Origin of the sequence: Streptococcus pseudopneumoniae ATCC BAA-960 = CCUG 49455 (assembly GCF_002087075.1) — a bacterium.
Lineage (GTDB): Bacteria > Bacillota > Bacilli > Lactobacillales > Streptococcaceae > Streptococcus > Streptococcus pseudopneumoniae.
The window spans coordinates 99,021-122,731 of sequence record NZ_MWSM01000007.1; the positions used below are offsets into that span (position 1 = coordinate 99,021).

29 protein-coding genes and 2 pseudogenes are annotated in these 23,711 nt (G+C 39.5%); 3 read left to right on the forward strand and 28 right to left on the reverse strand.

What is annotated here, in order from left to right:
• Positions 1-32 precede the first annotated feature (32 nt).
• From B4W83_RS01405 to B4W83_RS01540, 28 genes and pseudogenes are all read right to left on the reverse strand, one after another.
• Positions 33-1,037 (reverse strand): hypothetical protein, encoded by a 1,005-nt coding sequence (locus tag B4W83_RS01405; RefSeq protein ID WP_000654648.1) that lies wholly within the window; start codon positions 1,035-1,037, stop codon positions 33-35.
• A gap of 567 nt (positions 1,038-1,604) precedes the next feature.
• Positions 1,605-1,774: pseudogene (locus B4W83_RS13640) on the reverse strand (PhrA family quorum-sensing system peptide).
• 113 nt (positions 1,775-1,887) lie between these two features.
• Positions 1,888-2,352: pseudogene (locus tag B4W83_RS01415) on the reverse strand (SP_0198 family lipoprotein).
• 83 nt (positions 2,353-2,435) lie between these two features.
• Positions 2,436-3,686 carry a folylpolyglutamate synthase/dihydrofolate synthase family protein gene (locus B4W83_RS01420; protein ID WP_000464365.1) on the reverse strand — a complete coding sequence of 417 codons (1,251 nt, stop codon included), beginning with the start codon at positions 3,684-3,686 and terminating at the stop codon, positions 2,436-2,438.
• Positions 3,687-3,940: 254 nt separating this feature from the next.
• The gene (locus B4W83_RS01425) at positions 3,941-4,246 is read right to left on the reverse strand and encodes a DUF1292 domain-containing protein (protein ID WP_000017620.1); all 306 of its coding nucleotides are present in this window, start codon (positions 4,244-4,246) and stop codon (positions 3,941-3,943) included.
• A gap of 15 nt (positions 4,247-4,261) precedes the next feature.
• On the reverse strand, positions 4,262-4,681 hold the full coding sequence (ruvX, locus tag B4W83_RS01430) for a Holliday junction resolvase RuvX (protein ID WP_001808830.1): 420 nt from the start codon (positions 4,679-4,681) through the stop codon (positions 4,262-4,264).
• A 3-nt stretch (positions 4,682-4,684) separates the two neighbouring features.
• Positions 4,685-4,951 carry an IreB family regulatory phosphoprotein gene (locus tag B4W83_RS01435; protein WP_000507059.1) on the reverse strand — a complete coding sequence of 89 codons (267 nt, stop codon included), beginning with the start codon at positions 4,949-4,951 and terminating at the stop codon, positions 4,685-4,687.
• Between the two features lie 86 nt (positions 4,952-5,037).
• Positions 5,038-5,607, reverse strand: a complete 570-nt coding sequence (locus B4W83_RS01440) for an SP0191 family lipoprotein (protein ID WP_000725129.1) — start codon at positions 5,605-5,607, stop codon at positions 5,038-5,040.
• A 65-nt stretch (positions 5,608-5,672) separates the two neighbouring features.
• Positions 5,673-6,071, reverse strand: coding sequence for a transcriptional regulator Spx (gene spx / locus B4W83_RS01445; protein WP_000591165.1), 399 nt, complete (start codon positions 6,069-6,071; stop codon positions 5,673-5,675).
• Between the two features lie 131 nt (positions 6,072-6,202).
• Complete coding sequence (locus B4W83_RS01455; protein ID WP_001042863.1) at positions 6,203-7,264, reverse strand: M24 family metallopeptidase; 1,062 nt, start codon at positions 7,262-7,264, stop codon at positions 6,203-6,205.
• Positions 7,257-10,088, reverse strand: coding sequence for an excinuclease ABC subunit UvrA (gene uvrA / locus B4W83_RS01460; protein ID WP_001152862.1), 2,832 nt, complete (start codon positions 10,086-10,088; stop codon positions 7,257-7,259). The genes B4W83_RS01455 and uvrA overlap by 8 nt, the downstream gene beginning before the upstream one ends.
• Positions 10,089-10,660: 572 nt before the next feature.
• On the reverse strand, positions 10,661-11,005 hold the full coding sequence (locus tag B4W83_RS12185; RefSeq protein ID WP_001121037.1) for a hypothetical protein: 345 nt from the start codon (positions 11,003-11,005) through the stop codon (positions 10,661-10,663).
• Entirely contained in the window at positions 10,992-11,414 is a 423-nt protein-coding gene (locus tag B4W83_RS01470) for a DUF1492 domain-containing protein (protein ID WP_000152763.1), read from the reverse strand. Before B4W83_RS01470 ends, B4W83_RS12185 begins: the two co-directional genes overlap by 14 nt.
• A gap of 630 nt (positions 11,415-12,044) precedes the next feature.
• Positions 12,045-12,548, reverse strand: a complete 504-nt coding sequence (locus tag B4W83_RS01475) for a hypothetical protein (protein ID WP_000811079.1) — start codon at positions 12,546-12,548, stop codon at positions 12,045-12,047.
• 70 nt (positions 12,549-12,618) lie between these two features.
• Positions 12,619-13,149 (reverse strand): hypothetical protein, encoded by a 531-nt coding sequence (locus B4W83_RS01480; protein WP_000173118.1) that lies wholly within the window; start codon positions 13,147-13,149, stop codon positions 12,619-12,621.
• Positions 13,150-13,231: 82 nt separating this feature from the next.
• Positions 13,232-13,408: a hypothetical protein gene (locus B4W83_RS12900; protein ID WP_000694570.1), complete on the reverse strand. Its 177-nt coding sequence runs from the start codon at positions 13,406-13,408 to the stop codon at positions 13,232-13,234.
• Between the two features lie 324 nt (positions 13,409-13,732).
• Positions 13,733-15,229, reverse strand: a complete 1,497-nt coding sequence (locus B4W83_RS01490; RefSeq protein WP_000785436.1) for a phage/plasmid primase, P4 family — start codon at positions 15,227-15,229, stop codon at positions 13,733-13,735.
• 163 nt (positions 15,230-15,392) lie between these two features.
• Complete coding sequence (locus tag B4W83_RS01495) at positions 15,393-16,259, reverse strand: primase alpha helix C-terminal domain-containing protein (RefSeq protein WP_000158197.1); 867 nt, start codon at positions 16,257-16,259, stop codon at positions 15,393-15,395.
• 1 nt (position 16,260) lies between these two features.
• Positions 16,261-16,407 (reverse strand): hypothetical protein, encoded by a 147-nt coding sequence (locus tag B4W83_RS12680; RefSeq protein WP_000534152.1) that lies wholly within the window; start codon positions 16,405-16,407, stop codon positions 16,261-16,263.
• Complete coding sequence (locus B4W83_RS01500; RefSeq protein WP_000492141.1) at positions 16,400-16,675, reverse strand: hypothetical protein; 276 nt, start codon at positions 16,673-16,675, stop codon at positions 16,400-16,402. The genes B4W83_RS12680 and B4W83_RS01500 overlap by 8 nt, the downstream gene beginning before the upstream one ends.
• Positions 16,668-17,009 carry a hypothetical protein gene (locus B4W83_RS01505; RefSeq protein WP_000058836.1) on the reverse strand — a complete coding sequence of 114 codons (342 nt, stop codon included), beginning with the start codon at positions 17,007-17,009 and terminating at the stop codon, positions 16,668-16,670. Before B4W83_RS01505 ends, B4W83_RS01500 begins: the two co-directional genes overlap by 8 nt.
• Positions 16,990-17,283 carry a hypothetical protein gene (locus tag B4W83_RS01510; RefSeq protein ID WP_000120510.1) on the reverse strand — a complete coding sequence of 98 codons (294 nt, stop codon included), beginning with the start codon at positions 17,281-17,283 and terminating at the stop codon, positions 16,990-16,992. The genes B4W83_RS01505 and B4W83_RS01510 overlap by 20 nt, the downstream gene beginning before the upstream one ends.
• Complete coding sequence (locus B4W83_RS01515; RefSeq protein ID WP_001003754.1) at positions 17,280-17,495, reverse strand: hypothetical protein; 216 nt, start codon at positions 17,493-17,495, stop codon at positions 17,280-17,282. Before B4W83_RS01515 ends, B4W83_RS01510 begins: the two co-directional genes overlap by 4 nt.
• 1 nt (position 17,496) lies before the next feature.
• Positions 17,497-17,697, reverse strand: coding sequence for a hypothetical protein (locus B4W83_RS01520; RefSeq protein WP_000171252.1), 201 nt, complete (start codon positions 17,695-17,697; stop codon positions 17,497-17,499).
• Positions 17,698-17,708: 11 nt separating this feature from the next.
• Positions 17,709-18,209 (reverse strand): hypothetical protein, encoded by a 501-nt coding sequence (locus B4W83_RS01525; RefSeq protein WP_000559719.1) that lies wholly within the window; start codon positions 18,207-18,209, stop codon positions 17,709-17,711.
• Between the two features lie 414 nt (positions 18,210-18,623).
• Positions 18,624-19,250: a Rha family transcriptional regulator gene (locus B4W83_RS01530; protein WP_000424668.1), complete on the reverse strand. Its 627-nt coding sequence runs from the start codon at positions 19,248-19,250 to the stop codon at positions 18,624-18,626.
• Entirely contained in the window at positions 19,241-20,011 is a 771-nt protein-coding gene (locus tag B4W83_RS01535) for a BRO family protein (protein WP_000828329.1), read from the reverse strand. Before B4W83_RS01535 ends, B4W83_RS01530 begins: the two co-directional genes overlap by 10 nt.
• Positions 20,012-20,027: 16 nt before the next feature.
• Entirely contained in the window at positions 20,028-20,225 is a 198-nt protein-coding gene (locus B4W83_RS01540; RefSeq protein WP_007284907.1) for a helix-turn-helix domain-containing protein, read from the reverse strand.
• Between the two features lie 154 nt (positions 20,226-20,379).
• Between B4W83_RS01540 and B4W83_RS01545 the strand changes: the two genes are divergently transcribed.
• The 3 genes from B4W83_RS01545 to B4W83_RS01555 all read left to right on the forward strand — a co-directional run bounded on the left by B4W83_RS01545 (position 20,380) and on the right by B4W83_RS01555 (position 23,609).
• Positions 20,380-21,117, forward strand: coding sequence for a helix-turn-helix domain-containing protein (locus B4W83_RS01545; protein ID WP_000635407.1), 738 nt, complete (start codon positions 20,380-20,382; stop codon positions 21,115-21,117).
• A 144-nt stretch (positions 21,118-21,261) separates the two neighbouring features.
• A complete protein-coding gene (locus tag B4W83_RS01550) occupies positions 21,262-22,248 on the forward strand; it encodes a virulence RhuM family protein (RefSeq protein WP_001004341.1) in 987 nt (328 codons plus the stop codon).
• Positions 22,249-22,442: 194 nt separating this feature from the next.
• A complete protein-coding gene (locus B4W83_RS01555) occupies positions 22,443-23,609 on the forward strand; it encodes a tyrosine-type recombinase/integrase (RefSeq protein WP_000704659.1) in 1,167 nt (388 codons plus the stop codon).
• Positions 23,610-23,711 lie beyond the last annotated feature (102 nt).

Consider the following 23,711-nt stretch of genomic DNA (forward strand, 5'->3'; position numbering starts at 1 on the left):
CTTTATATATTAGTGAACCCCAAATCGATACTTTATTCTTGATATTTATATGTTTTTGTCCAAAACTTGTTAGTTACTTTTAAATCTGGAGATTGACCACAAACTTCACATATCGGTGATTTGATAAGGGAGTCATAATTGAAATTAACATTATAACCATCTATTTCAATAATTCCTTCAATAGTTTTCGGAAAATTCCAAGTATCTTCTTTCAAGAAAAATTGTAATATTTGACCTACCATAATATTAAACCCAATCCGAAATGTTGTAGAATCAACCGAATAAGCCCTTTGAATCGCCCCCTTCAGATTAGTTTCTAAAAACTTTTCTACTTTTATATGTTCAGAATAATGCGTGAGATTATTATACTTTCTAGTCCTGTAACATTCTAAACAAGCGGTATATGGTGGGATACACATTGGACCAATTTCCGCTATAAAACCAGACGTTTTAAGAAGTATGACAGGTTTTTGCCACTTAAAGCACAAAGAATTAATTCTTTTCTCAAAAAAATCATTTGTTTCGGTTTCAATCAATACTATAAAATCATTATTAGATATGATCTCCAAAACATCTGGAAAGTTCATCTCATTCTGAAACTGTTCTACTTCTATCATATTCACCGTTAAAAAAGGTATATCATCAATTATAACTGGTAATCTTCTATCTAAATTAATAATACCTACTTTTTTATCTTTAAAAATTTCCAAAATTCTTTCTGTTTTTAAACCAGTTGAAAAATAATTTTGGAGATCATTAAATGTGTCATTTACTACGCTTTTATTATCAATCCAACCTTTGCTTATTAATTGCTCTAATACACTAGATAATTTACTTCTAAACTCTAAATCTACACTTTGTGATAACTCCGAATAACTTGCACCTGTATTAAGTAATGGCAATATAGGAAGTAAGATATTCTCAACATCCTCCCCATTTAAATTAAAGTATCTATCGTTGAATCTTACAATCACAGATTGACCATCTGGAACTATAACTACACCAGAATTAATCTTGAATTTCACATTATCTTTCATTTTTTAAATACCTTTCTCCTACTTTACCTAAAAATAAGTAAGGCGGTAAGAATAACAATTCTCACCGCCTTCAAATTAGATTATTTTTATCTACCTGTTGAAGTACAAAAATAGCAGCAACAACAGTATATAACCTCTGCTGACGTTTGAGAATCAAATACTCTGTTTTGTTCTACCAATTCTACAATAAACATATCTCCTCCTACTGACCTGTCGAAGTACAAAAATAACAACAGCAACACCAAACAACATCAGCTGTTGCAGGAACATCTAGAAAACGAGAGTTTTCAATTAATTCTGAAATAATCATTCTTTCTCCTTGCAAATACTGTAAACTCAATTATCTAATTCTTACAAATAAATTTTCTGTAAAAATCAGACTCATTAGCTAACTAGCAGATTCTTTCCCAGAAACCTACCTTTAACCGTTACAAGCAACTATTAACTCAACGCTCAACCAAATATCATTGAGAGTTGAGCATAAACCTATTCTTATACCTAAAATTATTGCAATAATTAATAGACCTCCTTTTTTATATATTGTATATACCAATTGTTGTTTGAATACTAATCTACTTTCTCAATATCAAATCCATTAAATTTCTGTTGTGATTGTACTCGAATTTCTAATTGTCTATTTTCTGAACAAAATGCTTATAAAAAGGCGTAGTACTAAATGTAAATGCACCTAACGATACCAATGCAATCGTTTTATGAAATCGGTTTCTTTTTCTGATTTTATTGTAACACATCTATAATGATTAGTCAAATATTTTTATACTTTTTAGAACTTTTTTATTACAGGTACAATAAAAGGCTGAAAAATCCAGCCCTTCCTACTTGCATAGTCTTATTTAGTTAAAACGATTTGGTCCGATGGGTCTCTATCCATATCATCTACGATGATTTGATTACCGTTTACAGTGTAAATTTTGACATCATCGCCAATAATCATGCGTTGATTTGCTGCATCAAATGTGACCTGTTTGACTTTCTGATCCCCGTCAGATTCGAGCTCAGTCCATGTACCAGTCGTTCCAGTGACCACTAAAGTGATACGGTCTCCGTCATCTTGGCCTGTATAAGTCCCATCAATATCAGTCGGTTGAGCCTCAGGTGCATTTTATGAAGAACTTGTTGCTACCTGGTTTGTATTTTCTGTAGACGATGAAGCAGTAGGTTGTGATTGCTGAGTTTGTTGTGTTTGCGCTTGAGCTGCTGGTTGTTGAATCTGTTGAGCTCTTTGTGAACAAGCTACTAAGAGACTAAGACTTGCTAAAGAAGCAAGAGAACGTGTGAATCTTGTTAATTTCATGATGGATTTCCTTTCTGCTACCAATTTAGAGAAATTTTCTCTAACCAGCAATTCCCCTAGTATAACAAGTTCAAAAAAGGTGGTCAATTTATCTGTTCATGCCCCAGCAGGTAGCTCCGTACTTCTGAGATAAAATAGAGAGACCCTGTAATGAATAACAAGTCCTGCGTATCGGCTTTTTCTTCGAAACTGCTGATAAATTCTCGGTAAGAAGAAACTATATCGTAACCTGTTACATCTGTCTCATCCAAAGAACCTTGATAGTCAAAGCCAGTCACCTTGAGTTCCACCTGAGGTAAATTTTCAGTCAGATAACCCAACATCCCTTGATAATCCTTCCGTTTCAAGGCTCCAAATAGGATTTGAGGACGATAGGCTTCCTGCTCTTTTTCTTTGATAAACTCAACCAAGCGAGTCAAGGCAGGGAGGTTATGAGCACCATCCAAGTAAATCTGTGGGCGAATACGCTCCAAACGTCCAGCCCAATGGGTCTTCTCCAAAGCCTGTCTTACAACCTGCTCATAAACAACTTCCTTTCCTTCTCCCATAAAGAGAAGAAATGCTTGCAACGCCAAGGCCGCATTTTCCTGCTGATAAGCTCCTTCTAAGCCTATGTTCAGCTGTGAAAGATTTAGTAAAGAGCTTGAAAAATTACCATTCAGCATTGAAAAATCTTGACCTGCCTGATAAAGATCAACAGCTAAAGAGTCTGCTTTTTTCTGACAGACAAGCCTAGCTTCTGGAGGCAATTTCGCAATCACTGCCTTCTTACCAGCCTTGAAAATACCAGCTTTCTGCTCTGCGATTGCTTCCAGACTATCACCCAAGGTTTCCTGATGGTCAAGCCCAATGGAGGTGATAACAGCAAGCTCTCCAGTTACCACATTGGTCGTGTCAAGTAAGCCGCCAATTCCCACTTCTAGTAAAACCAAATCCACTTCTTGCTCTCTAAAATAAAGAAAAGCAATCAAGGTCAGCAGTTCAAAAAAGGACAACTGATCATGGGTTTGCAGAAGCGTTTTCTCCATCTCCTTGACCTGCTCAGCCAAACGGATAAAGTCTGTGTCTGCTATAGATTGCCCATTAATGCAGATTCGATCATTGATAGAGACGATATGAGGGGAGGTAAAGGTCGCGACTTTTTTGCCATGCCCCATAAATAACTCCCTCATAAAAGCAATGGTAGATCCTTTCCCATTAGTCCCTGTTACATGGATAATAGGATAAGACTTCTCTGGATTCCCTAACAAATCCACCGCTTGCTGTATTCGGCCTAAACCTGATCGAAAATTCAAACCAATCCGACTATAAAGCCATTCTCCTACTTCAAACATACACATCTCCTTGACAAAAGTCTAATCAATTATCTAGCAAAATTCCGTAGATAACAAAAAATGAGGTCAGGATTTTCGTCCCGACCTCTCACCTGGTTAGCTAATCACTAACAACTATGAATATTAACTTGGGCTAAAACATCCACAGGACGTTCCAACTCTTCCCCATTTCTGGGAGTTGGGCTGATACAGTCTCCCAGACTACCTGCGTTTCTAATTTCTAGCGCAGGGCTAAAAACGTCCCCCGGACGTTTTTACTCCTCCATAAAGCTGTTGAAGACTTCTTCAATCATGTTCCATTCGTCTTCTGAGTCTTCTGGGATTGGTTGCAATTCGCCTTCTGTTCCATCTTCGTTTTCGATGAATGAGTAAGCTTGGATTTCAACTTGTCCGTCTTCGTCTTCTTCTGCGTTAACTGGTACTAGAAGAACATAGTTTTTACCAAATTCTTCTTTTCCATCAATTGTCAAAAGGATTTCAAACAAGGTTTCATTTCCTTGCTCATCTACTAGTGTGATTAGTTCACGTTCTTCGTGGTCGTGGTTATGATCGTGTGACATATCCTCTCCTTTATATTAAAATTTTCTATCTAAATAATTTTGTAAAATCAGCTGAGCTGCTAACTTATCAATGACTTTCTTGCGCTTATTGCGACTGATATCTGCTTGTTCAATCAACATACGCTCAGCAGCCACTGTTGTCAAGCGTTCATCCTGATAGTCTACTGGTAAACCAAAAAACTCTTCTAGCTTTGCTCCGTAGGCTTGACTAGCTTCTACGCGCGGTCCGCTTGTATTGTTCATGTTTTTAGGCAGGCCCACTACAAATCGTTCCACCTTGTAAGTATCAACCAGCTCCTTAACGCGGTCAAAACCAAATTGGCCTTGCTCCTCATTGATTTGGATGATTTCAAGCCCTTGAGCTGTAAAACCGAGCGGATCGCTAATGGCCACCCCTACCGTTTTTGAACCGACGTCCAATCCCATAATTCTCATAGGTTACAGATCGACTCCTTGTCCTTTAAGGTAGTAGCGAACCAATTCCTCAACGATTTCATCACGCTCATACTTACGGATTTGATTTCGTGCATTATTATAACGAGGAACGTAGGCAGGGTCTCCACTCAATACGTAACCTACGATTTGGTTAATTGGGTTGTAGCCCTTATCGTTCAACGAAGCATAAACATCTGTCAAAGTTTCGCTAATTTCTTTTTTATTGGAATCGTCCAATTTAAAACGTACGGTTTCTTCAGTAAATCCCATTCTAACACCCTCTTTCCTTAGAATAGTACCATTATAGCATAATTCCTTACCTTCTACAATTCAGGCAGTTTATTTATTTGGATTTTCTATTGTTCTGTCGCACCATTTGCCAATCTGTCTGAAATATATTTGCTTGGTTCATTCTTCAAAAGATTTTCTAAGCCAATATTCTTCAAATATTCTAACTGAGAAGCCTTCTTGACATCCAAAACTTGAAAATCAAAACCAGTCGTTGTTTGAAGTTCTGTTGCACTCAATAGTTTTGTTTCAAGCTTAAATCCTGCTAATTTACGAGCTTCTATGATGGAGTCGTCTTTCTCTTCCGCCTCGAGAAGAGCTTTTTGAGTTTCCTCCACTCCATGTTGGTCAATGTAGGTCTTCAGCTCATCTGAGACTGGACGCTTTTGTTGGATAGTTAGACTCAAAAAAATCTTGTCTTTGTAAGTAATGGTTTGGATCTGCTGGCTACCATCATCTGACTTGGGCAAGACCAAAGTCTTGGTTACAACTGTATTCTTCTCAGCATTTTCAATAACTGGCAATGCCGACTGAAGCGTATCTTTTTCTGTTTTTGTAGCTGGTCCAGTTTCTTTTTTCTGTCCGCAACCAACCAGGACAAAAAGGAAAGCTAGACTAACAAGAACTATTTTTTTCATTTCTTTCTTCTTTCTTTTTGAAATTAAAATAGAATAAGACTGGGAATTGCTCCCAGCCTTGATGTTTATAGAGCTGCACGCAAACGTGCTTCTGCATTTTCTACATTACGGACAGAGCGTGGTAGGAAGGCACGAATATCGTCTTCCTTATAGCCAACTTGCAGGCGTTTTTCATCTACAAGGATTGGGCTCTTTAAAATTCTAGGTGTTTCCATAATCAGATTGAGGACTTCGTTAACACTCAAATCTTCAATATCCACTCCAAGGGCTTTGGCATAGCGATTTTTAGATGAGACGATACTGGCTATTCCGTTATCTGTTTTGGTTAGAATATCCAGTAATTCTTCTCGCGTAATTCCTTCTTTACCAAGGTTTTGTTCTTTATAACTTAACTGGTGGGCATTAAGCCAGGTTTTTGCTTTTTTACAGCTAGTACAACTTGAGACTGTATAAATTTTAATCATGTACCTACCCCTTTCGCTACATGTTACTATCAGTTTAGTCTATTATACCATAAAAAACATCCGACTTGCGACCTATTTTTAATTTTTTTTGACTTTTTTCGTCATTTTCGTACTTTTTTCTTGACAAACAACTAAATGACTATCAACTCTTTTGGAGCTAGGGTCAATAATTCACAACCTGTCTCTGTAATCAGGATATCATCCTCGATACGAACGCCATATTTGCCTTCGATATAGATACCTGGTTCATCGGTCAAGGCCATACCTGCCTTAATAGTTTCTGTAGAAGTTTGGCTAAAGTAAGGCTCTTCATGGATATCCAGTCCAATACCGTGTCCGATACCGTGGGTAAAGTAGTCACCATAGCCTGCCTCGATGATAATATCACGAGGAATTTTGTCAAAGTCACGGAAACCTAAGCCAGCCTTAGCCTGTTCAATCAAGGCTTGGTTAGCTTTTAGAACTGTATTGTAAATCTCTGCTTGCTCGTCGCTGACATGCCCCAGATAGATAGTCCGTGTCATATCACTGACATAGTGGTCGTAGAGGCAACCGAAGTCCATGGTAATAGCTTCTCCTAGCTCCACTGGTTTGTGCATAGGATGGGCATGGGGTTTGGAAGAGTTGATACCGCTAGCTAGGATAGTGTCAAAAGATAAGCCAGATGCTCCCAACTCACGCATACGGAAGTCAAGGAAGTTGGCTATTTCAATCTCTGTCTTTCCTGGTTTGATAAAGTCAAGCGCATCGCGGAAAGCTTGGTCTGAGATAGAACAAGCCTTACGAATAGCTGCAATCTCCGCTTCATCCTTAATCATTCGAAGACCTTCGACAAACTGAGTTTGTGGAAGCAAGTCAATTCCTTCAAAGGCGGCCTGCATACGATGATAATAAGAGACTGAAATCTCATCTTCAAAACCGATTCGAGATAAGCCCATGTCCTTAACAATTCCTGTAATGACAGCCAATTCATCACGGTCAGCCACAATCTCAAAACCACTGGTTTCTTGCTTGGCTGCAATGATATAGCGAGAGTCTGTCACCAAGACCTGACGGTCACGGCTGATAAAGACTGTTCCGTTTGAGCCCCAAAAACCAGTCAGGTAATAGACGTTTTTAAGGTTATTGATGATGATACCATCTAGTTCTTTTTCTTGCATTTTAGCTAGAAATGCTTGTACACGTTTATTCATGATGTAACTTTCCTTTCAAATACTGTCCTGTGTAGCTGGCTTCATTGGTCGCTACTTCTTCTGGAGTTCCTGTTGCGATGATGGTTCCACCACCGACACCGCCCTCAGGTCCCAAGTCAATAATATGGTCTGCAGTCTTAATAACATCCAGATTGTGCTCAATAACAAGGACTGTATTACCGTCGTCTACAAAGCGAGCTAAAACCTTAAGCAAGCGAGCAATATCCTCGGTATGAAGACCTGTCGTCGGCTCATCCAGAATATAGAAAGATTTTCCTGTCGATCGTTTGTGAAGTTCACTAGCCAACTTCATACGCTGGGCTTCTCCTCCAGAAAGGGTGGTAGCTGGTTGCCCTAGCGTCACATATCCCAGTCCCACATCCTTGATGGTCTGAAGTTTGCGCTGAATCTTTGGAATGTGTTGGAAGAATTCTACCGCATCGTTGACGGTCATATCCAAGACCTGCGAGATATTTTTTTCCTTGTAGTGGACTTCTAGGGTTTCACTGTTGTAACGGGTTCCGTGGCAAACTTCACAAGCCACATAAACATCTGGCAAGAAGTGCATCTCAATCTTGATGATCCCATCGCCTGAACAGGCTTCACAGCGACCACCCTTGACGTTGAAACTGAAACGACCCTTCTTGTAGCCTCGAATCTTGGCTTCGTTTGTCTGGGCAAAAAGGTCACGTATATCGTCAAAAACTCCTGTATAGGTAGCAGGGTTAGACCTTGGCGTTCGTCCGATAGGGCTCTGGTCAATGTCAATCAATCGGTCTACATGCTCAATCCCTGTAATAGTCTTAAATTTACCAGGCTTGTCTGAATTACGGTTGAGCTTCTGGGCAATGGCTTTTTTGAGGATGCTGTTGATCAAGGTAGACTTGCCTGAGCCCGACACCCCTGTCACTGCGATGAATTTTCCTAGTGGGAAGCGAGCAGTAACATTTTGCAAGTTGTTCTCTCGCGCTCCTGTCACTTCGATAAAACGACCATTTCCGACACGTCGCTCTTCTGGTACTGGAATGGCACGTTTGCCTGACAAGTACTGGCCTGTGATAGACTTACTGTTGCGAGCCACCTGTTTGGGCGTACCTGCGGCAACAATCTCCCCACCAAAAACACCGGCACCGGGACCAACGTCAATCAGATAATCAGCCTCACGCATGGTATCTTCGTCGTGTTCCACCACGATGAGAGTATTGCCCAAGTCACGCATCTTTTTGAGACTGGCAATGAGACGGTCATTATCCCTCTGGTGGAGACCGATTGACGGCTCATCCAATATATAGAGGACGCCTGATAGGTTAGAACCAATCTGGGTTGCCAAGCGAATACGCTGGCTTTCCCCACCTGAAAGAGTTCCTGCTGAACGTGACAGAGTCAGATAGTTAAGACCCACATTATTAAGGAAGGTCAAACGATCCTTGATTTCCTTGAGAATGGGACGAGCAATGATGGCTTCATTTTCAGACAAGGTCAGCTGGCTCACCAAGTCCAAGTGGTCAGCGATAGACAGGTCTGAGATTTCTCCAATATGTGGCCCTTGCTGGCCGCCCACACGGACAGACAAGGCCTGGTCATTGAGACGATAGCCTTGACAGGTTCCGCAGGTCAGCTCATTCATGTAGAGACGCATCTGAGTGCGAGTGTAATCGCTATTGGTTTCATGGTAACGACGTTTGATATTATTGATAACTCCCTCAAACGGAATGTCGATATCGCGCACGCCACCAAATTCATTCTCATAGTGGAAATGGAATTCCTTGCCATCTGAGCCGTATAGAATCAAGTTTTTATCTTCTTCTGACAAGTCCTCAAAAGGCTTATCCATATCCACTCCAAAGGTCGTCATAGCCTGCTCTAGCATGTTTGGATAGTAGTTGGATGAGATAGGATTCCAAGGTGCTAGCGCTCCCTCACGTAAGGTCTTGCTGGCGTCTGGCACTACCAAATCAGTATCCACCTCCAACTTGATGCCCAAACCGTCACACTCACTACAAGAGCCAAAAGGAGCATTGAAGGAGAAGAGACGTGGCTCTAACTCTGGAACAGTAAATCCACAAACTGGGCAGGCATAATGCTCAGAGAAGAGCAACTCCGAATCGTCCATAGTGTCGATAATGACATAGCCTTCTGCGATACGAAGGGCAGCCTCAATGGAATCAAAGAGACGACTACGAATGCCCTCCTTGATGACAATACGGTCAACCACGACATCGATATTGTGTTGCTTGCTCTTGGACAAGTCTGGCACTTCGGTCACATCATAGACTTCCCCATCCACACGGACACGGACATACCCATCTTTCTGAACCTTCTCGATAACACTCTTATGTTGACCTTTTTTCTTGCGGATGACAGGAGCCAAGATCTGCAAGCGCTGGCGTTCAGGTAACTCCAAAACCTTATCAACGATTTGCTCCACAGAAGAAGCCTTGATAGCTCCATGTCCGTTGATACAGTAAGGCGTCCCCACACGTGCGTAGAGGAGACGCAGATAGTCATTGATTTCAGTCGTCGTTCCCACCGTCGAGCGAGGATTTTTACTAGTCGTTTTCTGGTCGATGGAAATAGCTGGGCTGAGACCATCAATGGCATCTACATCTGGTTTTTCCATATTTCCCAAGAACTGACGAGCGTAGGCGGACAAACTCTCTACATAGCGACGTTGTCCCTCCGCATAGAGGGTATCAAAAGCCAGACTGGACTTCCCTGAACCTGACAAGCCAGTCACGACAACCAACTTGTCTCGCGGAATCTCCACATCAATATTTTTTAAATTATGGGCACGCGCCCCATGAATGACAATTTTATCTTGCATCTTTGTTCTTTCTAGTCCATTATTGCTTACCATTATACCAAAAAAAGTGAGATTCTATTACCCAAAAGGCCGATTTTGTAGTATAATCAAAAACTGCTTATTTTATGTTTCCTTAGGGCTTCCTAACCCATATATCACGCGCTTTTTAACAAAAATCACTAATATTACTTTTTACTACTTGCTCCCCCAAAGTACGCAAAAAGGGGAGCAAAAAAGCCCCACAAAAGGGCTAAGATTTGACGAGTTCAGCAGGCAAGAAACTAGCACGGTCAAACGTGCTTTTTTATTGCTGGTTGCTGATAGGTATATTATACCATGAAGCGCGTGCTTTATATGATTATGACCTCACAAAAGCCCCCAGATTCGTTTCTGAGGGCTTGTAGTTTATCCATGGTGTTTTGAAACAAAGCAAAATAGGGGGCAAATATGAAGCCTCAGCCTACATTTGCCAACATTTACGCTTCTAATTCTCCGTTCCGGTGGAATATGTAGGAACTTTTCAGACCCAGAGAGCATTTTTAAGCTGTTCAACGACTGGTAGAATATGTTCATAATTGTTCATGTTCTCTCGCTTAAATTTCAACATTTCTCAACAAAACACCACCACGATAGCTTTTAGCAAAGTCTAGCAGTATCTCAGCTTTGAGGCGCTCATATTGAGCCTTATCGATGTCCAGAACCTCGTATAATTGCCATAGCTTTAACCTCTCTCCTGCTCGTCTTGTAAAGAGATTGGCGAATATCTCACGCCTTACATCGTCCAGATTGTCCCTGTAAGCCTCAATCATGCCCACTATCTCCACCGCTTTGACTTCAAACGCTCCATCTTGACCGTCTAGGCTCAATTTAACCAATGAGTGATAGCTTTTCAGAAATCTGTAGGCCTGCTTTGTTGTCTTTTCTTTATCGATTGGCATTTTTCACCTTGGCCAAGTTCTCAATGGCTTTTTTCTTAATTCTGTAAATTTGAATCTTGCTAAAATCCAAATCCTTACAAACCTGAGCCATAGGTAAGTTGTTCACATATAACATTACCAAAACCAAATTTTCAACTACATCATCTAACTGATTGATCATGTTCAAAACTTCAAATCGTTCATCCATAATAGCTTGCATTTGCTCCACTATCTCATCTTTAAGTTCCAAGGTTTCCAATATCTTATCCTCGGTGGTATTGGTTTTGCTAGTTTTTACCCTTGTAGTGAATTGATTGGATCCTGATAATAGCCCATTGTCTAAGCTCTGGTACTTTAGTTGCAATCTCTGGATAAGGTCGTTTCCTTTCTTTACTCTTTTTAGTTGTTCCTCTATTTCTTTAATGGTCAAGTTGATACTCCTTCATGGTATAATAATTTTAAGGAATAATTTATAAAGGAGTCAGCCCCGTGCTGGCTTTTTTCTTTTGCTCATGGTTCAAGACTTAATCTGTTCCCGTGAGAAAAAATGTACAATGACGGGTGAAGCTCATAGAAGCGCGTGGGTGGGGGGATAGCCCCCGTATCTCCTTATGGTTTGATAAGCAATTAAGGGATGTTTTTATCTCTCTTATTTCCTTGTCATTCTGCAAGGAGTAGATCCGAAATAAGAGGGCTAAAAACTTCGCTTATCTGCTTGTCGTTTCTCAGGGAGTTAAGGAGGGTTATTATTGGTCTTATCTGCTTGATAAATGATAGGGGGATATATCCACTTTCTCGGCGTTCGCTCGGAGTTCAACACATAACCCTGCCGTTTGTCAGGCATATTTACTGCCACTACCTAAGTAAAACCTAAGTATTTCCTGTTTCCTTTTCCTAAACGAATAATTTTTTTATCAAAACACGCGCTCCATTTATCGCACCCTTTTTTTGGAACGCTCTGCTTACTTAAACCCTTGATATATCTAGCTTTTTTAACATTCAAACCGTCTAATATGTAGTATTTGTTTGTTTTGTAAATTGCACACTACTTCATATCGTCCTACAATCTCAAACCATTCAGCCAAAATCTATCCCCTTTTTCCATATACTTCAAAAACTTCTTGTAGTGCTTATGATACCTGTCACGTTTCATATACCTTGGTCTTTCAGGGAAACCATCAAACATATATCTACCACGTCTAGGACTCCACCCTGGTTCTACCTTTCTGGCTTCTTTTAGTGCAAGCTCCCAGTAGTATTGGCAATCCGTTTTACTGCGGTTCAGGGTACTCTTGTGGATATCTAGACAAGTACCGCAACTAAAATACAAATACCGTTTATAAAGCAACCTGCACCGTCTCCCACAATCAGGGCAAAGAAAGAAATATCGATTACCTCCCTTAGTTCCTGCTATTCTGTCTAATTCAAATGACTCTCCACCAAAATCAATCATTAAACTGTCCAAATCAATCTCTAAACGTTGACCGTCCAACTCGGCTATACCCTTAGATATTCCTCTCAGCTTCATTGGTTTAGTGATTGCTTCTATTGCTAACTGCTTCATTATTTCCCCCTATATGGAAAAACCCAAAACTATTGACTTGATAGCAAAAAGGGGATTGCTCCCCTGTGTTCTACTTCAAATGCTCTGTATAACCAGCAAGGCCTTTATATTCGCCCTCTACGTCCAACTTTTGGAGTAGGCTAATACTTTCATCGCCTAGCTTTTCCAACGTACCAAAAGCGGTCATAGAGTCCATAGGGATAGGCGTATCAGAAAGCAAGCGATCAGCATAGTCTAATAGTTCCAGCTCGTAGTCTGTGACCTTTTCCAGCAAACTCTCAAAATCCTCTGACTCTTTGAGTTGAAGCACGCGCTCCCGTTTGTAACGTTCTTCAAATGCTTCATCGTTCACTGGTTGGTTGTAGTAATCTTTAAAACTGTCACAAATACGCTTGAAGGTCTTGTTTAGTTTGCTATCCTCCACATACTCGGCGACAAGCGTTCCCTTATCCTTGTGAGTTATTGAAATAGATGGTACTTCATAAGTTCCAGTCATATATTCCAGTAGCGCGTGACCTGCTACCATAGCAGTATCTAGGTCTTTAAATTCGTAAGTGAAAGTAAATGTTTTTGCTTTATCTGAAAATGTTTTTAGTGTCATGTTGTTTTTCCTCTTTCTGTTTTAAGGGTGTCACTAGTAGTTACACCATTGCAAGGGGGTCGGTACTATCTACCCCATTTTGTTATCTGTATAATACTAGCAAACCAGCAATCGCACCCATACCATCACTATCTCCTACGGTTGCGGTTGAATGTTTTACATCAATTACCTGCACGGTCGCCATAAAATCATTTACTTCCTGTTCAAAATTTTCTAGTGATTGTTGCCATTTGTAATAAAAAAATAGTTTAATTTTCATGTTTTTTACTCCTTTTGTACTTAATTGATTTTTCTGTCCCCTTTTTTATACGCTTCTTACAAATTTTATACACTTGTTTTTAAAAGTGTATAAAAAATAAAGTCAGTAATGCCAAGGGTTTTGCTATTGTTTTATACACTTTATACGCTTTATACATTAAAATAAAAACATATATAGGGATAATAGGGACCCCATTTTTAAAACATAATATAAGGAAATTTTTTTATTTCCGTGTTTTTCGTATAAAGTGTATAAAACCCTTGATATGACAACGTTTTTAAGTGTATAAAACTTTTGCCCTACTGTGTAAAGTGTATAAAATTCTTATTTTCTTTTCCTTCTCTTTTTGTACTCTGGCCAATGGTTGTAATACCCGCGTTCATTCTTTGGCTTTTTCTGCTTTTCGGGTGTTGCCCTACCATTAGCATAGGCTACGCTTGCAAACGGCGGTAGGTCTTCTTTAGGATAAAAACCTTTATGGATCTGTTGCCCTGCAGGGATAACCTTCTGGCCAACTGCGAAACCTTCAGGCAGGTTGCTTTTGATTTCTCGATGTAAGCCCATTTCTGACCTGTTTTCTTTAATACCATAGTATTCTAGGAAACCTTTCCAAACGTGATAGACAAAACTATTAGGAATAAACTCACTTGTCAATTCATCAGTAAAAAACTTAGAAACAAAATCAATAACGGGGTTCATGTCCTTATGGTGTTCTTCAAGTATTTCAATAGACTTCGTAGGGTTAATGTCAGCGATTGGTGTTTCAATAGCCAACTTAACCAGGTACTCCAGCACTTCTTTGCGGTTAATGTAATCGTCTTTGATAGCCTTGTTAGGATTACCTTTGAATATTTTGGTAAAAGGTAAAATTCTAAATCGCCTATCAATAGCTGATTTATCCCCGTTCATTCTTGGTAAACCATTAGAAGATTGTACTACCGTCATATTAAGGCGTATGCTATAAGGGCGTTTCCCTTTGTCCTCTATGGTCATTATGTCGCCTGTTGCTAAGCTAAACATATCTGAAGTGTCTCTAATTACTGCGTCCTTTTGTACATCATCACCGATTACAAGCGACTTTCCCAATAATATAGACGTTGAAAATTGACTTTTTGTTAAACCAGTGATCTTCAAACTTGCCACATTTTCCATACCAACTAGGTTTATAAGTAACTGCTGAAAAGTTCCTTTTCCTGTTCCACCTTCACCGAAAAGCCAAAAGATTTTTTGCAAAGACTGCCCTGTGACGCTTGCTTTTATAATCTGGATAGCAAGGTTATAAAGCTCCTTGTCACCGTCAAACAACTCTAAAAGCCAAGCTGTCGGCTTCCAGCCGTTAATTATAGGCTCTTCTGCTCCAGGGCTATAACCTGTTTTTATCTTTCTTGTTGCTGTAATCTCTGGTGTCGTTTCTTCAAAAATGCCTGTCTTAGCATTGTATAGCTGTTTCCCAATTACAGTATAATTGCCTTGGATTTCCCTCATTTGGCTCTGTCTAGCTATTTTATAAAGCGTATCAAATGCCTGTTTTTCCGTTGCGTTTGGATAAATGACAGAAATAAGATCTTGCAAAAATTCATTATCCTCTAACCAGATACCAAAATCAGGATTATAGAAATATAATGGGGCTTTTTGCCCTTGTGCCTCTGGCTTAATTCTAATAAATCGGACGTACTTTTTTAACATAATAGCAACTCCCAGCGGATTAGTTGGTAAGGCCTTACTGCTCTTTTCCTCGCCTTTCTGCTGGGCTAGTTCTTCATGCTGGGCCTCGGTCAACCTGCCTGCCTTTACATTTTCAAGGTGTTTGCTGTCTGCCATAACTTCTTCATAAGCTTGCTGATAAGCCTTGTCCTTGATTTCTTGACACTCTTTGATAAGCTGTCCCCTAACACCTTTGAAAGTCTTAAAGTGCTTATCTTCGCTTTCACGCGCCTCTAAGATTTCACTTTCTAGGTTTCCTAATTCTTCTAGTTCTATGGTTCTATCCTCTCTTTCTATATTCAGCCCGTGCTATACTGCTAAAAGTGCGGTCTAACTCTTCAATAGGCAATGGTTCAACTGTCACGCTGTTGGCTATCTTTGTTAGTTCATAGGCTGTCTCTAGGTCACAATCAACCCACTTATTGAAGAGTAAGCCTACAAAGCGTGTCAGTGCTACGTTGCGCCCTCCCTCATCTCCAAATCCGTTGAAAAGCGTGTCAATAATCCTCATGGTCATAGATTTCTGACCGCTTGGCCTTGGAGTGTATGGAAGGCTTGTAGCATTCCGTTTGACTGGTTCAGCCGTAGTCTGTGGTACTGGATAATCTAGGCCATGCTCTACGATTTTTTGATAGTCTGCTGGGTTGCCTGTTGTTACTGGTAGCCCTTGGAGTTGTGACCATGTAAGGCTGGCCATATCAAAGGGTAGTCCAATCTTGTCAGCAATCTCTTTCACTACCTGCTTATAGGTTGCCTCATTCATCACGTTATCAGGCTTCACTACAAGGCGAAAACGGGGCTTTTCTAAGCTATGTTTGATAGTCGGGTATAAGATGTAAGAGTAGCCAAATAAAGCGCTAGAAACGGTCTTTATAAAGCCCTCAGTCGTCCCCTGTATATCATCATAATCAAGGAAAATCAAATCCCGATAGATTAGACTGGAGTTGTTTCGCTTGTAACTGCCATGCTTTTCTGGCGTCACTTTCCCACTGATACAGTAAGGCGCTTGTGTACGTTTAAATTCTTCAATGTTTGCCCCTTCAGGGACTACCAAAGGCTTAAAGCGTTCAATGTACTGGAACGGCTCAATTTTATCAAATGGATAGACAAGATTACCCTGAAAGCCTCTAGCCTCGTAAATCGTCATATCAGCTCCCTTTCCGACGTTTCTTCCTCAGTTTCTTCAGTTGTTTCCGTTCTTTGAGTTGCTTCAACTTTGGGCGTCTGACCTTGGTTTTATCTTCCTTGGCTAACTTCATACCAGCATAAGCTGGCTCTGTCATGTATCTACCCATTTTCTACCCCCAGAAACTTCCAGATGTCAGTTATTTTATAGTAAACCTTTCTTGTATCTTCAAGCGGTGGATGGTATCGCCTTAGCCCTGCTTTTTCCCACTTTTGGAGTGTCAGATATTTTATATCTAACTCGCCCATGACTTCCTGGGCTGAGATTAAACCTGTCAGTCGTGGTTTGACTGTATCACGCGCTTCCAGGTATCTTTCCACTACTTCCAGAATGCCATGCGCTAGGTCTTGCTCGCTTTCTCGGCTTAGGCTAAACATATCCGCCCACCTCCTTCAAGGTTTCTTTGTAGCTTTCTAGGTCGCTGTTCATCAACACCGCTAGGCGCTTTTCTTCTTCTCGTATCTGATTGTAAAATGTTTTTGCTCCGTCCAGTAGCTCCTCTTTGTTAGCTGGGATAAAATATCCTCTAAATGTCCCATGGCGAACCCCAACAATAGGAACGCTATGGCGCGTGATTAGACGACTGATAATATCTTGCACGGTTCTTTCTGCTAGTTTGGTGAGTAGGCTGATTTCTGCCCCTGTTATGGAGTTCTCAGCACCTACCTTGATTAGTCTTAGTACTCGTTTGTCATTCTCTGATAGACTCATTCAGTTCCTCCTCTTCTTTGCTTTTATTCAAAAAGGTTATTTGTCCGCTTGCTACCCCTTGCAAAATATCTTTTTGAGTTTCTATGATTGTATCCAAGGTTTTCAAAATAGCTGTCTTAGTCTCTAAATCAAACGCTTGTTTTGTCAACAAGCCCATAGTTACAGCTAACTTTGTTGCATTGTCCATACACGTAGCTAGAAAAATATCTTTAGTAAAATAAGGTTCATCTGGTATTTTTTCACTATCAAGGTATATCTTCACTATGTAACTCATTTCATCCCTCCGTAAACTCTTACCCCTGCAAGCTGAATATAACGCCCATATTCAGGGTTTAAATCCTCGCTAGGTGTTTCTATCGTCTGTTGGTTTTCTCGCTCAAATTGGGCGCTTTTTTTGCGGTCTCGGTGGTTTAGATAAAGCAGTAAGCCAATCAGTACCACGGTAACAAAAATCGCCTGTGTGTTGCTCAAATCTAACTCATTCATGTCATACCCTCGCTTTGTAATTCTTAATATATTCCACTTGTTCAGCTCGCTCCATATTCAACAAGTCGTCCACCTCTTCGGGTGTTACCTTTCTATCTAAAAAATCAGTGATGAATTGAAAGAGGTTCGGATTTCTCTCCTTGATTTCAGCCATTTGTTTATCAAATTCTGCTTGTGTCATGTTTTCTAGGTCTAGTGTCATTGCATTGCCTCCTAATCAATCATCATTCCACGAGTATATAGGGGTGAGTCTGTCCATGAATCCAAAACGTTCTTTTTCCCTCGTTTTTTTCTTGCGATATCAACCGCTATAACTTCCCATACATAATTAAATACTTGGTCTGGAGTCATAGGGTAGTCATTCTCTTTAGTTATTTCAGCTAGGTAAGTGTTTAAGAAAAGAAATCCATCAAAGTTGGAAAGTAGCTTTATAAACTTAGTATCACCCCAATAATTTCTGTAATAAGACTCTTCTCGTTCTTCTAGTTCTCCTATTACTTCAGCAACTACTCTCTGTTTCATCCTTTCCGTCTGTTCCTTAAGTGTTTCCTGTTGTTCACGGTATTCTGTGCTAGTTAGTTCATTGTAGACATCATCCAAGTCGTTCAATACCCTGCTGATTTCTCTTTTAGCTAATGCAGTTCCATCTCCTACAAGAATTTCTTGTATTTCTTCTAAATTTGTTGAAATAGCTTCTAATTGATCTGCTATCATGTTTTTCCTCCGTTGGCCTTTTAATTGTCGTTTACTATCCAGGATATCCTCACACTCAAAGTTGGGCGATGGCGAGTGTGGGGATTTTGAATGGTTGTTTCTTATACAGTTTTTCTTGCAATGAAGTTCCTCACGCTCAGAAGTTTGCCGACCGAGAGCGTGGGGCTTTTTGAGTTGTTTCTTATAGACGATTTCCTCACGCTCAGAGTCGCCAAATTGAAAGCGTGAGAAAGTACCAGTTTTAAGAGTTGGCGCTCTCCGTATGGTCAAATTGCCCTAAATATGCTATAATCTAGGTATAAATCTTTACTAAAACCTCTTTGATAATAGCTTGCCTGCTTTTTGTTAAATTCGTTTTAGTGTTAGTGTGAAAGGCTCTGCGGTGTGGTTATTGCTAAGCCTTTTTTGTTGCTCTCACGCGCTTCTTTGGCGTGTTTTTTTATTTCTGAATGCCATAGCTTTGATTTCCTGATAACTCATATTCAAGCCAATCATGGCTATTACCATATCCTCAAATGCTTGATATTGCTCCAGCTCGTCACTGGTCAAGCTATCGATGCCATTGTAGCCCCCACGTTCTTCCCTTAACTGTTTAGCATTCCTGTCGGTTACTGCCTTCAGTAGCAGGTTGTTCATGGTGCTATGCGCGTGCTTGGGTTTTGCCTCCCAGTTCTCAATACTGTCATGCAGTGTTTTTCTTTTTGGCTTTTCTAGCGCCCTCTGCATACGAAACTTAGAAAGTTCCTCACGCATTTCAAAGAAGGCTTTGACTAGGTTCTTTTTAAACCCCTTGACGGGTTCTGTATTCCGTAAGTAAGTGATCAGCAATGTTGCTTGTTGCTCATTCAAAATATAGTCCCGTACATTTTGCCCACTCTCTGAAGGTGAAATTTTAAATTGCACCTTTCCAAAGCTTTCAAAGTCCTCTCGGTGCTTATTCAGCAAAATCTTCAAATGTCTGTGCTTAACTTCTGCACACTCTGCCACAATACTGCTCAGCGTATACGGCTCTTTCTTGCCGTCCATGTAGACTAATTCCATTGTGGTTCTACCTCCTGCATGAATCGGGTTAGCTTGCTTGTCAGACGGCTCTTCTCGTCCATATTCTGAGCCTCTGCAATAGCTTTGGCTAGTGTATCGATATAATACCGCTCTGCCTCTGCCAACGTGTCAGGGGCTTTTATAGTGGTCTGTGGTTCTTCCACCAGTTCCCCAGCCATGTAGTAGCCATTTAGTCGGATTTCTTTCAGAATGTGCTTGACCACTTTTTTAAACTCTTTTGCTAGTGGTTTGCGTGACTGCGATAATACTTCATAGACTCCGAACTCTGTCAGCATATTCATTTCTCTTTTTTGACCTGCCCTATATATTACATAGGTCAGCTTTTCATCATCATCTACCCGTTTTAGTAAATCTGTGGTGTTTTGGATTTCAATCATCTCAGCAACCTCTACCGCTACAAATAACGGATTTTGAATGTCTCCATAAACATCAAAGTGTTTAGATCCAAATCGTTGAGTTGTCACAACTTCCAAAACTTCCTTTTTGTTGTGTGGTTCTCCTTTGGGAAAGAAGTTCCCAAAAAAATCACATAAATCTTTTTGCTGTGTTGTCATGTCTTGCTTAACCTCTCTGTATAACTTGTTTAGTCTTTTTCTGCTTTCCTTGTTGGGCTTATGTTTGCCCTGTGCCCACTTGCCAACTGTTCGGGGGTCTATGCCTATCCGTTGGCCAATAGCTACCAAGTTCAGCCCGTGAGTGGTTCGCATTTCATCGATGACCCTTGTATAGTTCCTCTTCATTGCTTGCCTGCCTTTCTTAATCTTCTGGTGTTAGTAGTTCATCAATAGAAACACCTAGATAGTTAGCAATCTTTAGCAAGGTTTCAATATCTGGGCGCTTTGTGCGTTCATAGTATAGTGATATGAGTGCGCTTTTTGATATGCCTGTTGCCTTGTGAACGTCACTAACTTTTTTACGTTGTTTTGCTAATATGACACGAAAATTATTGTTCATATCGTCAACCCCTCTCGTTATTATTCTATGCAATAATTATCGCATAGAATAATAATAACCAATAAAAAATAAATTGTCAACAAAAAAATTATTCTTTGCGATAATTTTTTATTGTGTATTTCAGAAGATAATTGTAAAATGTATCTAAGGAGGGATGATTGTGATAAAAAATAATTTAGCAAATATCTTGAAGACAAAAGAAAAAACAGCTGCATGGCTATCAGTTAAAACTGGAATAACTCCAGCAGCCTTGTCTAAAATTGTTAATAACAGCAGTACAAAAATAGATTACATAACATTAAATAAAATTTGTTTGGCGCTAAAAATAGAACCAAAGGATTTTTTTGACTTTTTACCCTATGATTACGAAGTAGAAAGTATATACGATAATAAAGATATAAAAGTTTCTCTAAAATCATTTGAATTAGATGAAAAGCCTAACAGTTCTCAAATAGAGAGTTTGGATTTTTATCAGCATCAAGCAGATAATATAGATATTGAAGTTAGTTGTGATTTTGGGTTAGAAGTTAATTTTATGAATACCCCAATGGGAGATAATTTTAGTATCTGGTATATTTCAGCTTACTTTTATGATTTGGATTATAATTCATTTACTGTTAGCATAGATATTGATGATGATAGTATAGGCTTTCTAAAAAAATACATTGCACCATATGATAAGGGCGAATTATTTAAAATAATTAAGCGTGAAATAATTTCAAAAATTCAATCCAATTATTTCGATTGGTTCGAAAATCAATATGGAAAAGTTAGTAAAGAAGAATATGGATTTTTAAAATCATTAAATTGGTGGATTGGTGAAGGTACTCAGGATTACAAAGTGAATGATGAAGATATTCAAATAATGATTGATATTGAAAAGAAAGACTAACCCACGCGCCACAATGTTCAACAATCCTGAAGCGCGTGGATTCTCGTGCTTCGCTCAAGCTTCAAGCCTATATAAGCCCCATATCTACTAATTTTATTGATGTCAACAAATGTCAACCACTTACAATATTTTAGAAAGGATCTCATGAACGAATTACAATTCTTAATCTATACCGCTGATAACGATAGCGAAACAGCTAGTGTCATCATCAAAGGCGAAACTATCTGGACTAGTCAGAAAGAAATGGCTAGACTTTTTGACGTCGGTGTTCCTGCAATTAGTAAACACCTAAAAAATATCTTTGAAGAGGGCGAATTAGAAGAAGATTCAGTTATTTCCAAAATGGAAACAACTGCTACCGATGGGAAGAATTACTTAATTACTTACTACAACCTTGACGCCATCATTTCAGTTGGTTACCGTGTCAATTCCCAAAAAGCTACGAGATTTAGACAGTGGGCTACTTCGGTACTTCGTGAGTACATGATAAAAGGGTTCGCCATGGATGACAACCGTCTGAAACAAGGCGAAAACTTGCTGGAAAAAGACTATTTCCGTGAGCTCTTGGAGCGCGTGCGCTCTATCCGAGCTAGTGAGCGTCGTATATGGTTGCAGATTACAGATATTTTTGCAGAAATTTCTATTGACTATGATCCACAAAGTACGTTGACTAAGCAATTCTATGCTGATGTACAGAATAAGTTTCATTATGCAATCACTGGCCAAACTGCTGCGGAAATTATCTACACGAAAGCTGACCATACAAAAGACAACATGGGACTTACAACATGGAAAAACTCCCCTAATGGTCGCATACTGCAAGCAGATACCCAAATAGCAAAGAATTACCTTTCAGAAACAGAAATCCGTTCCCTTGAAAGAGGAATATCTAGCTATTTTGATTATCTGGAAAGACAGATAGAACAGCGAAAAGCTCAGACAATGCAACAACTAGCCCAAAGCATTGACCGCTTTTTGACTTTCCAAGAATACGATATTTTAGAAGGTCATGGGAAAATCACTTCCAAGGTTGCGAAAGATAAAGCAAAAGCAGAATACCAACTATTCAACAAAACTCAAAAGATAAACTCGGACTTTGAAAAAACTTTAAAACAGCTAACTGACGATTAAAAACTTTAAATATAGGCCTGTTTACTATAAACAAGCCCATATTAGCCCCATATCCGCCTTGTTTCCAACTCTGGTATTATTTATCGTCTGACTATTTAAAATCGAATACAGGGCAAACTATGAAGCCCTAGCATGATATAAAACCTTTTTGATAATAGCTTGCCTGCTGATGTATTTTAGAAAGGTTTATCATCATGAAAATAACTGAAGTTATAAAAAAAGACGGTAGTAAAGTCTATCGTGCTAATGTATATCTAGGAGTTGACCAGGTAACAGGAAAGAAAGTCAAAACCAAGGTAACAGGTCGGACACAAAAGGAATTAAAACAGAAAGCTACTCAAGAAAAAATTGCTTTTCAGAAAGCAGGATCTACTAGACAAAAGGCTAGCACCATAAAAAACTATCAAGAATTAGCCAATCTCTGGTTGGAAAGTTATAAGAATACAGTTAAGCCAAACACTCAAGGCAATGTTAAAAAGCTAATCGATAATCATATATTGCCTATTTTGGGGGCTTACAAGCTCGATAAGCTCACTACTCCACTTATCCAGTCCATTATCAACGAACTTGCTGACAAGACTAATAGAGGGGAAAAAGGGGCTTTTCTACATTATGACAAGATACACGCTTTAAACAAACGTATCTTACAGTATGGCGTAACCATGCAAGCGATACCGTCCAATCCTGCCCGTGATGTTGTTTTACCTCGTAACACTCAGAAAGCAAAACGACAAAAAGTAAAGCACTTTGAAAATCCAGAATTAAAAAAGTTTCTTGTTTATCTCGATAATTTAGATAGCGATAGATATCGTTATTACTATGAGGCAACGCTCTATAAGTTCCTATTGGCTACTGGTTGTCGCATCAATGAAGCTTTGGCCCTTTCCTGGTCTGATATAGATTTAGATAATGCCGTTGTGCATATTACCAAAACACTAAATCGGGATCTAGAAATCAATAGCCCAAAATCTAAGGCTAGTTATCGGGGTATAGATATAGATCAAGCGACTGTTAGCATGCTGAAACAGTACAAACTACGCCAAACTAAAGAGGCTTGGAAGATAGGGCAAAGTGAAAGTGTAGTATTTTCTGACTTCATTCATGAATATCCTTGCAGTTCAAAACTTAAAAGAAGATTGCTAACACATTTTAAGCGTGCTGATGTTCCTAACATTGGCTTTCACGGATTCCGTCACACTCACGCTAGTTTATTGCTTAACTCTGGTATTCCTTACAAAGAACTTCAGCACCGTTTAGGTCATTCTACTTTATCCATGACCATGGACATTTATAGCCACCTCTCAAAAGAGAACGCAAAAAAAGCAGTCTCATTCTACGAAACTGCACTAAAAGCACTATAAGGGGAGCAAAAAGGGGAGCAAATTCCAAAATCAACGTTTCAAAACAAAGTGAAAAGCCAATAACAACGGTATTTTGATAAGATTTTATTTGAAAAAAGCCGA

Excerpts from the sequence above, each read along its gene's own strand:
- B4W83_RS01495 (WP_000158197.1), bottom strand. The coding sequence starts at position 16,259 with ATGACGATTTACGAGGCTAGAGGCTTTCAGGGTAATCTTGTCTATCCA.
- B4W83_RS12680 (WP_000534152.1), bottom strand. The coding sequence starts at position 16,407 with ATGGGTAGATACATGACAGAGCCAGCTTATGCTGGTATGAAGTTAGCC.
- B4W83_RS01490 (WP_000785436.1), bottom strand. The coding sequence starts at position 15,229 with ATGGCAGACAGCAAACACCTTGAAAATGTAAAGGCAGGCAGGTTGACC.
- B4W83_RS01500 (WP_000492141.1), bottom strand. The coding sequence starts at position 16,675 with ATGTTTAGCCTAAGCCGAGAAAGCGAGCAAGACCTAGCGCATGGCATT.
- B4W83_RS01480 (WP_000173118.1), bottom strand. The coding sequence starts at position 13,149 with ATGACACTAAAAACATTTTCAGATAAAGCAAAAACATTTACTTTCACT.
- B4W83_RS01545 (WP_000635407.1), top strand. The coding sequence starts at position 20,380 with ATGATTGTGATAAAAAATAATTTAGCAAATATCTTGAAGACAAAAGAA.
- B4W83_RS01455 (WP_001042863.1), bottom strand. The coding sequence starts at position 7,264 with ATGAATAAACGTGTACAAGCATTTCTAGCTAAAATGCAAGAAAAAGAA.
- B4W83_RS12900 (WP_000694570.1), bottom strand. The coding sequence starts at position 13,408 with ATGAAAATTAAACTATTTTTTTATTACAAATGGCAACAATCACTAGAA.
- B4W83_RS01520 (WP_000171252.1), bottom strand. The coding sequence starts at position 17,697 with ATGACACTAGACCTAGAAAACATGACACAAGCAGAATTTGATAAACAA.
- B4W83_RS01530 (WP_000424668.1), bottom strand. The coding sequence starts at position 19,250 with ATGGAATTAGTCTACATGGACGGCAAGAAAGAGCCGTATACGCTGAGC.
- B4W83_RS01515 (WP_001003754.1), bottom strand. The coding sequence starts at position 17,495 with ATGAATGAGTTAGATTTGAGCAACACACAGGCGATTTTTGTTACCGTG.
- B4W83_RS01425 (WP_000017620.1), bottom strand. The coding sequence starts at position 4,246 with ATGTCACACGATCATAACCACGACCACGAAGAACGTGAACTAATCACA.
- B4W83_RS01505 (WP_000058836.1), bottom strand. The coding sequence starts at position 17,009 with ATGAGTCTATCAGAGAATGACAAACGAGTACTAAGACTAATCAAGGTA.
- B4W83_RS01420 (WP_000464365.1), bottom strand. The coding sequence starts at position 3,686 with ATGTTTGAAGTAGGAGAATGGCTTTATAGTCGGATTGGTTTGAATTTT.
- B4W83_RS01550 (WP_001004341.1), top strand. The coding sequence starts at position 21,262 with ATGAACGAATTACAATTCTTAATCTATACCGCTGATAACGATAGCGAA.
- B4W83_RS01435 (WP_000507059.1), bottom strand. The coding sequence starts at position 4,951 with ATGGGATTTACTGAAGAAACCGTACGTTTTAAATTGGACGATTCCAAT.
- B4W83_RS01475 (WP_000811079.1), bottom strand. The coding sequence starts at position 12,548 with ATGAAGCAGTTAGCAATAGAAGCAATCACTAAACCAATGAAGCTGAGA.
- B4W83_RS12185 (WP_001121037.1), bottom strand. The coding sequence starts at position 11,005 with ATGCCAATCGATAAAGAAAAGACAACAAAGCAGGCCTACAGATTTCTG.
- B4W83_RS01555 (WP_000704659.1), top strand. The coding sequence starts at position 22,443 with ATGAAAATAACTGAAGTTATAAAAAAAGACGGTAGTAAAGTCTATCGT.
- spx (WP_000591165.1), bottom strand. The coding sequence starts at position 6,071 with ATGATTAAAATTTATACAGTCTCAAGTTGTACTAGCTGTAAAAAAGCA.
- ruvX (WP_001808830.1), bottom strand. The coding sequence starts at position 4,681 with ATGAGAATTATGGGATTGGACGTCGGTTCAAAAACGGTAGGGGTGGCC.
- B4W83_RS01440 (WP_000725129.1), bottom strand. The coding sequence starts at position 5,607 with ATGAAAAAAATAGTTCTTGTTAGTCTAGCTTTCCTTTTTGTCCTGGTT.
- B4W83_RS01510 (WP_000120510.1), bottom strand. The coding sequence starts at position 17,283 with ATGAGTTACATAGTGAAGATATACCTTGATAGTGAAAAAATACCAGAT.
- uvrA (WP_001152862.1), bottom strand. The coding sequence starts at position 10,088 with ATGCAAGATAAAATTGTCATTCATGGGGCGCGTGCCCATAATTTAAAA.
- B4W83_RS01525 (WP_000559719.1), bottom strand. The coding sequence starts at position 18,209 with ATGATAGCAGATCAATTAGAAGCTATTTCAACAAATTTAGAAGAAATA.
- B4W83_RS01535 (WP_000828329.1), bottom strand. The coding sequence starts at position 20,011 with ATGAAGAGGAACTATACAAGGGTCATCGATGAAATGCGAACCACTCAC.
- B4W83_RS01405 (WP_000654648.1), bottom strand. The coding sequence starts at position 1,037 with ATGAAAGATAATGTGAAATTCAAGATTAATTCTGGTGTAGTTATAGTT.
- B4W83_RS01540 (WP_007284907.1), bottom strand. The coding sequence starts at position 20,225 with ATGAACAATAATTTTCGTGTCATATTAGCAAAACAACGTAAAAAAGTT.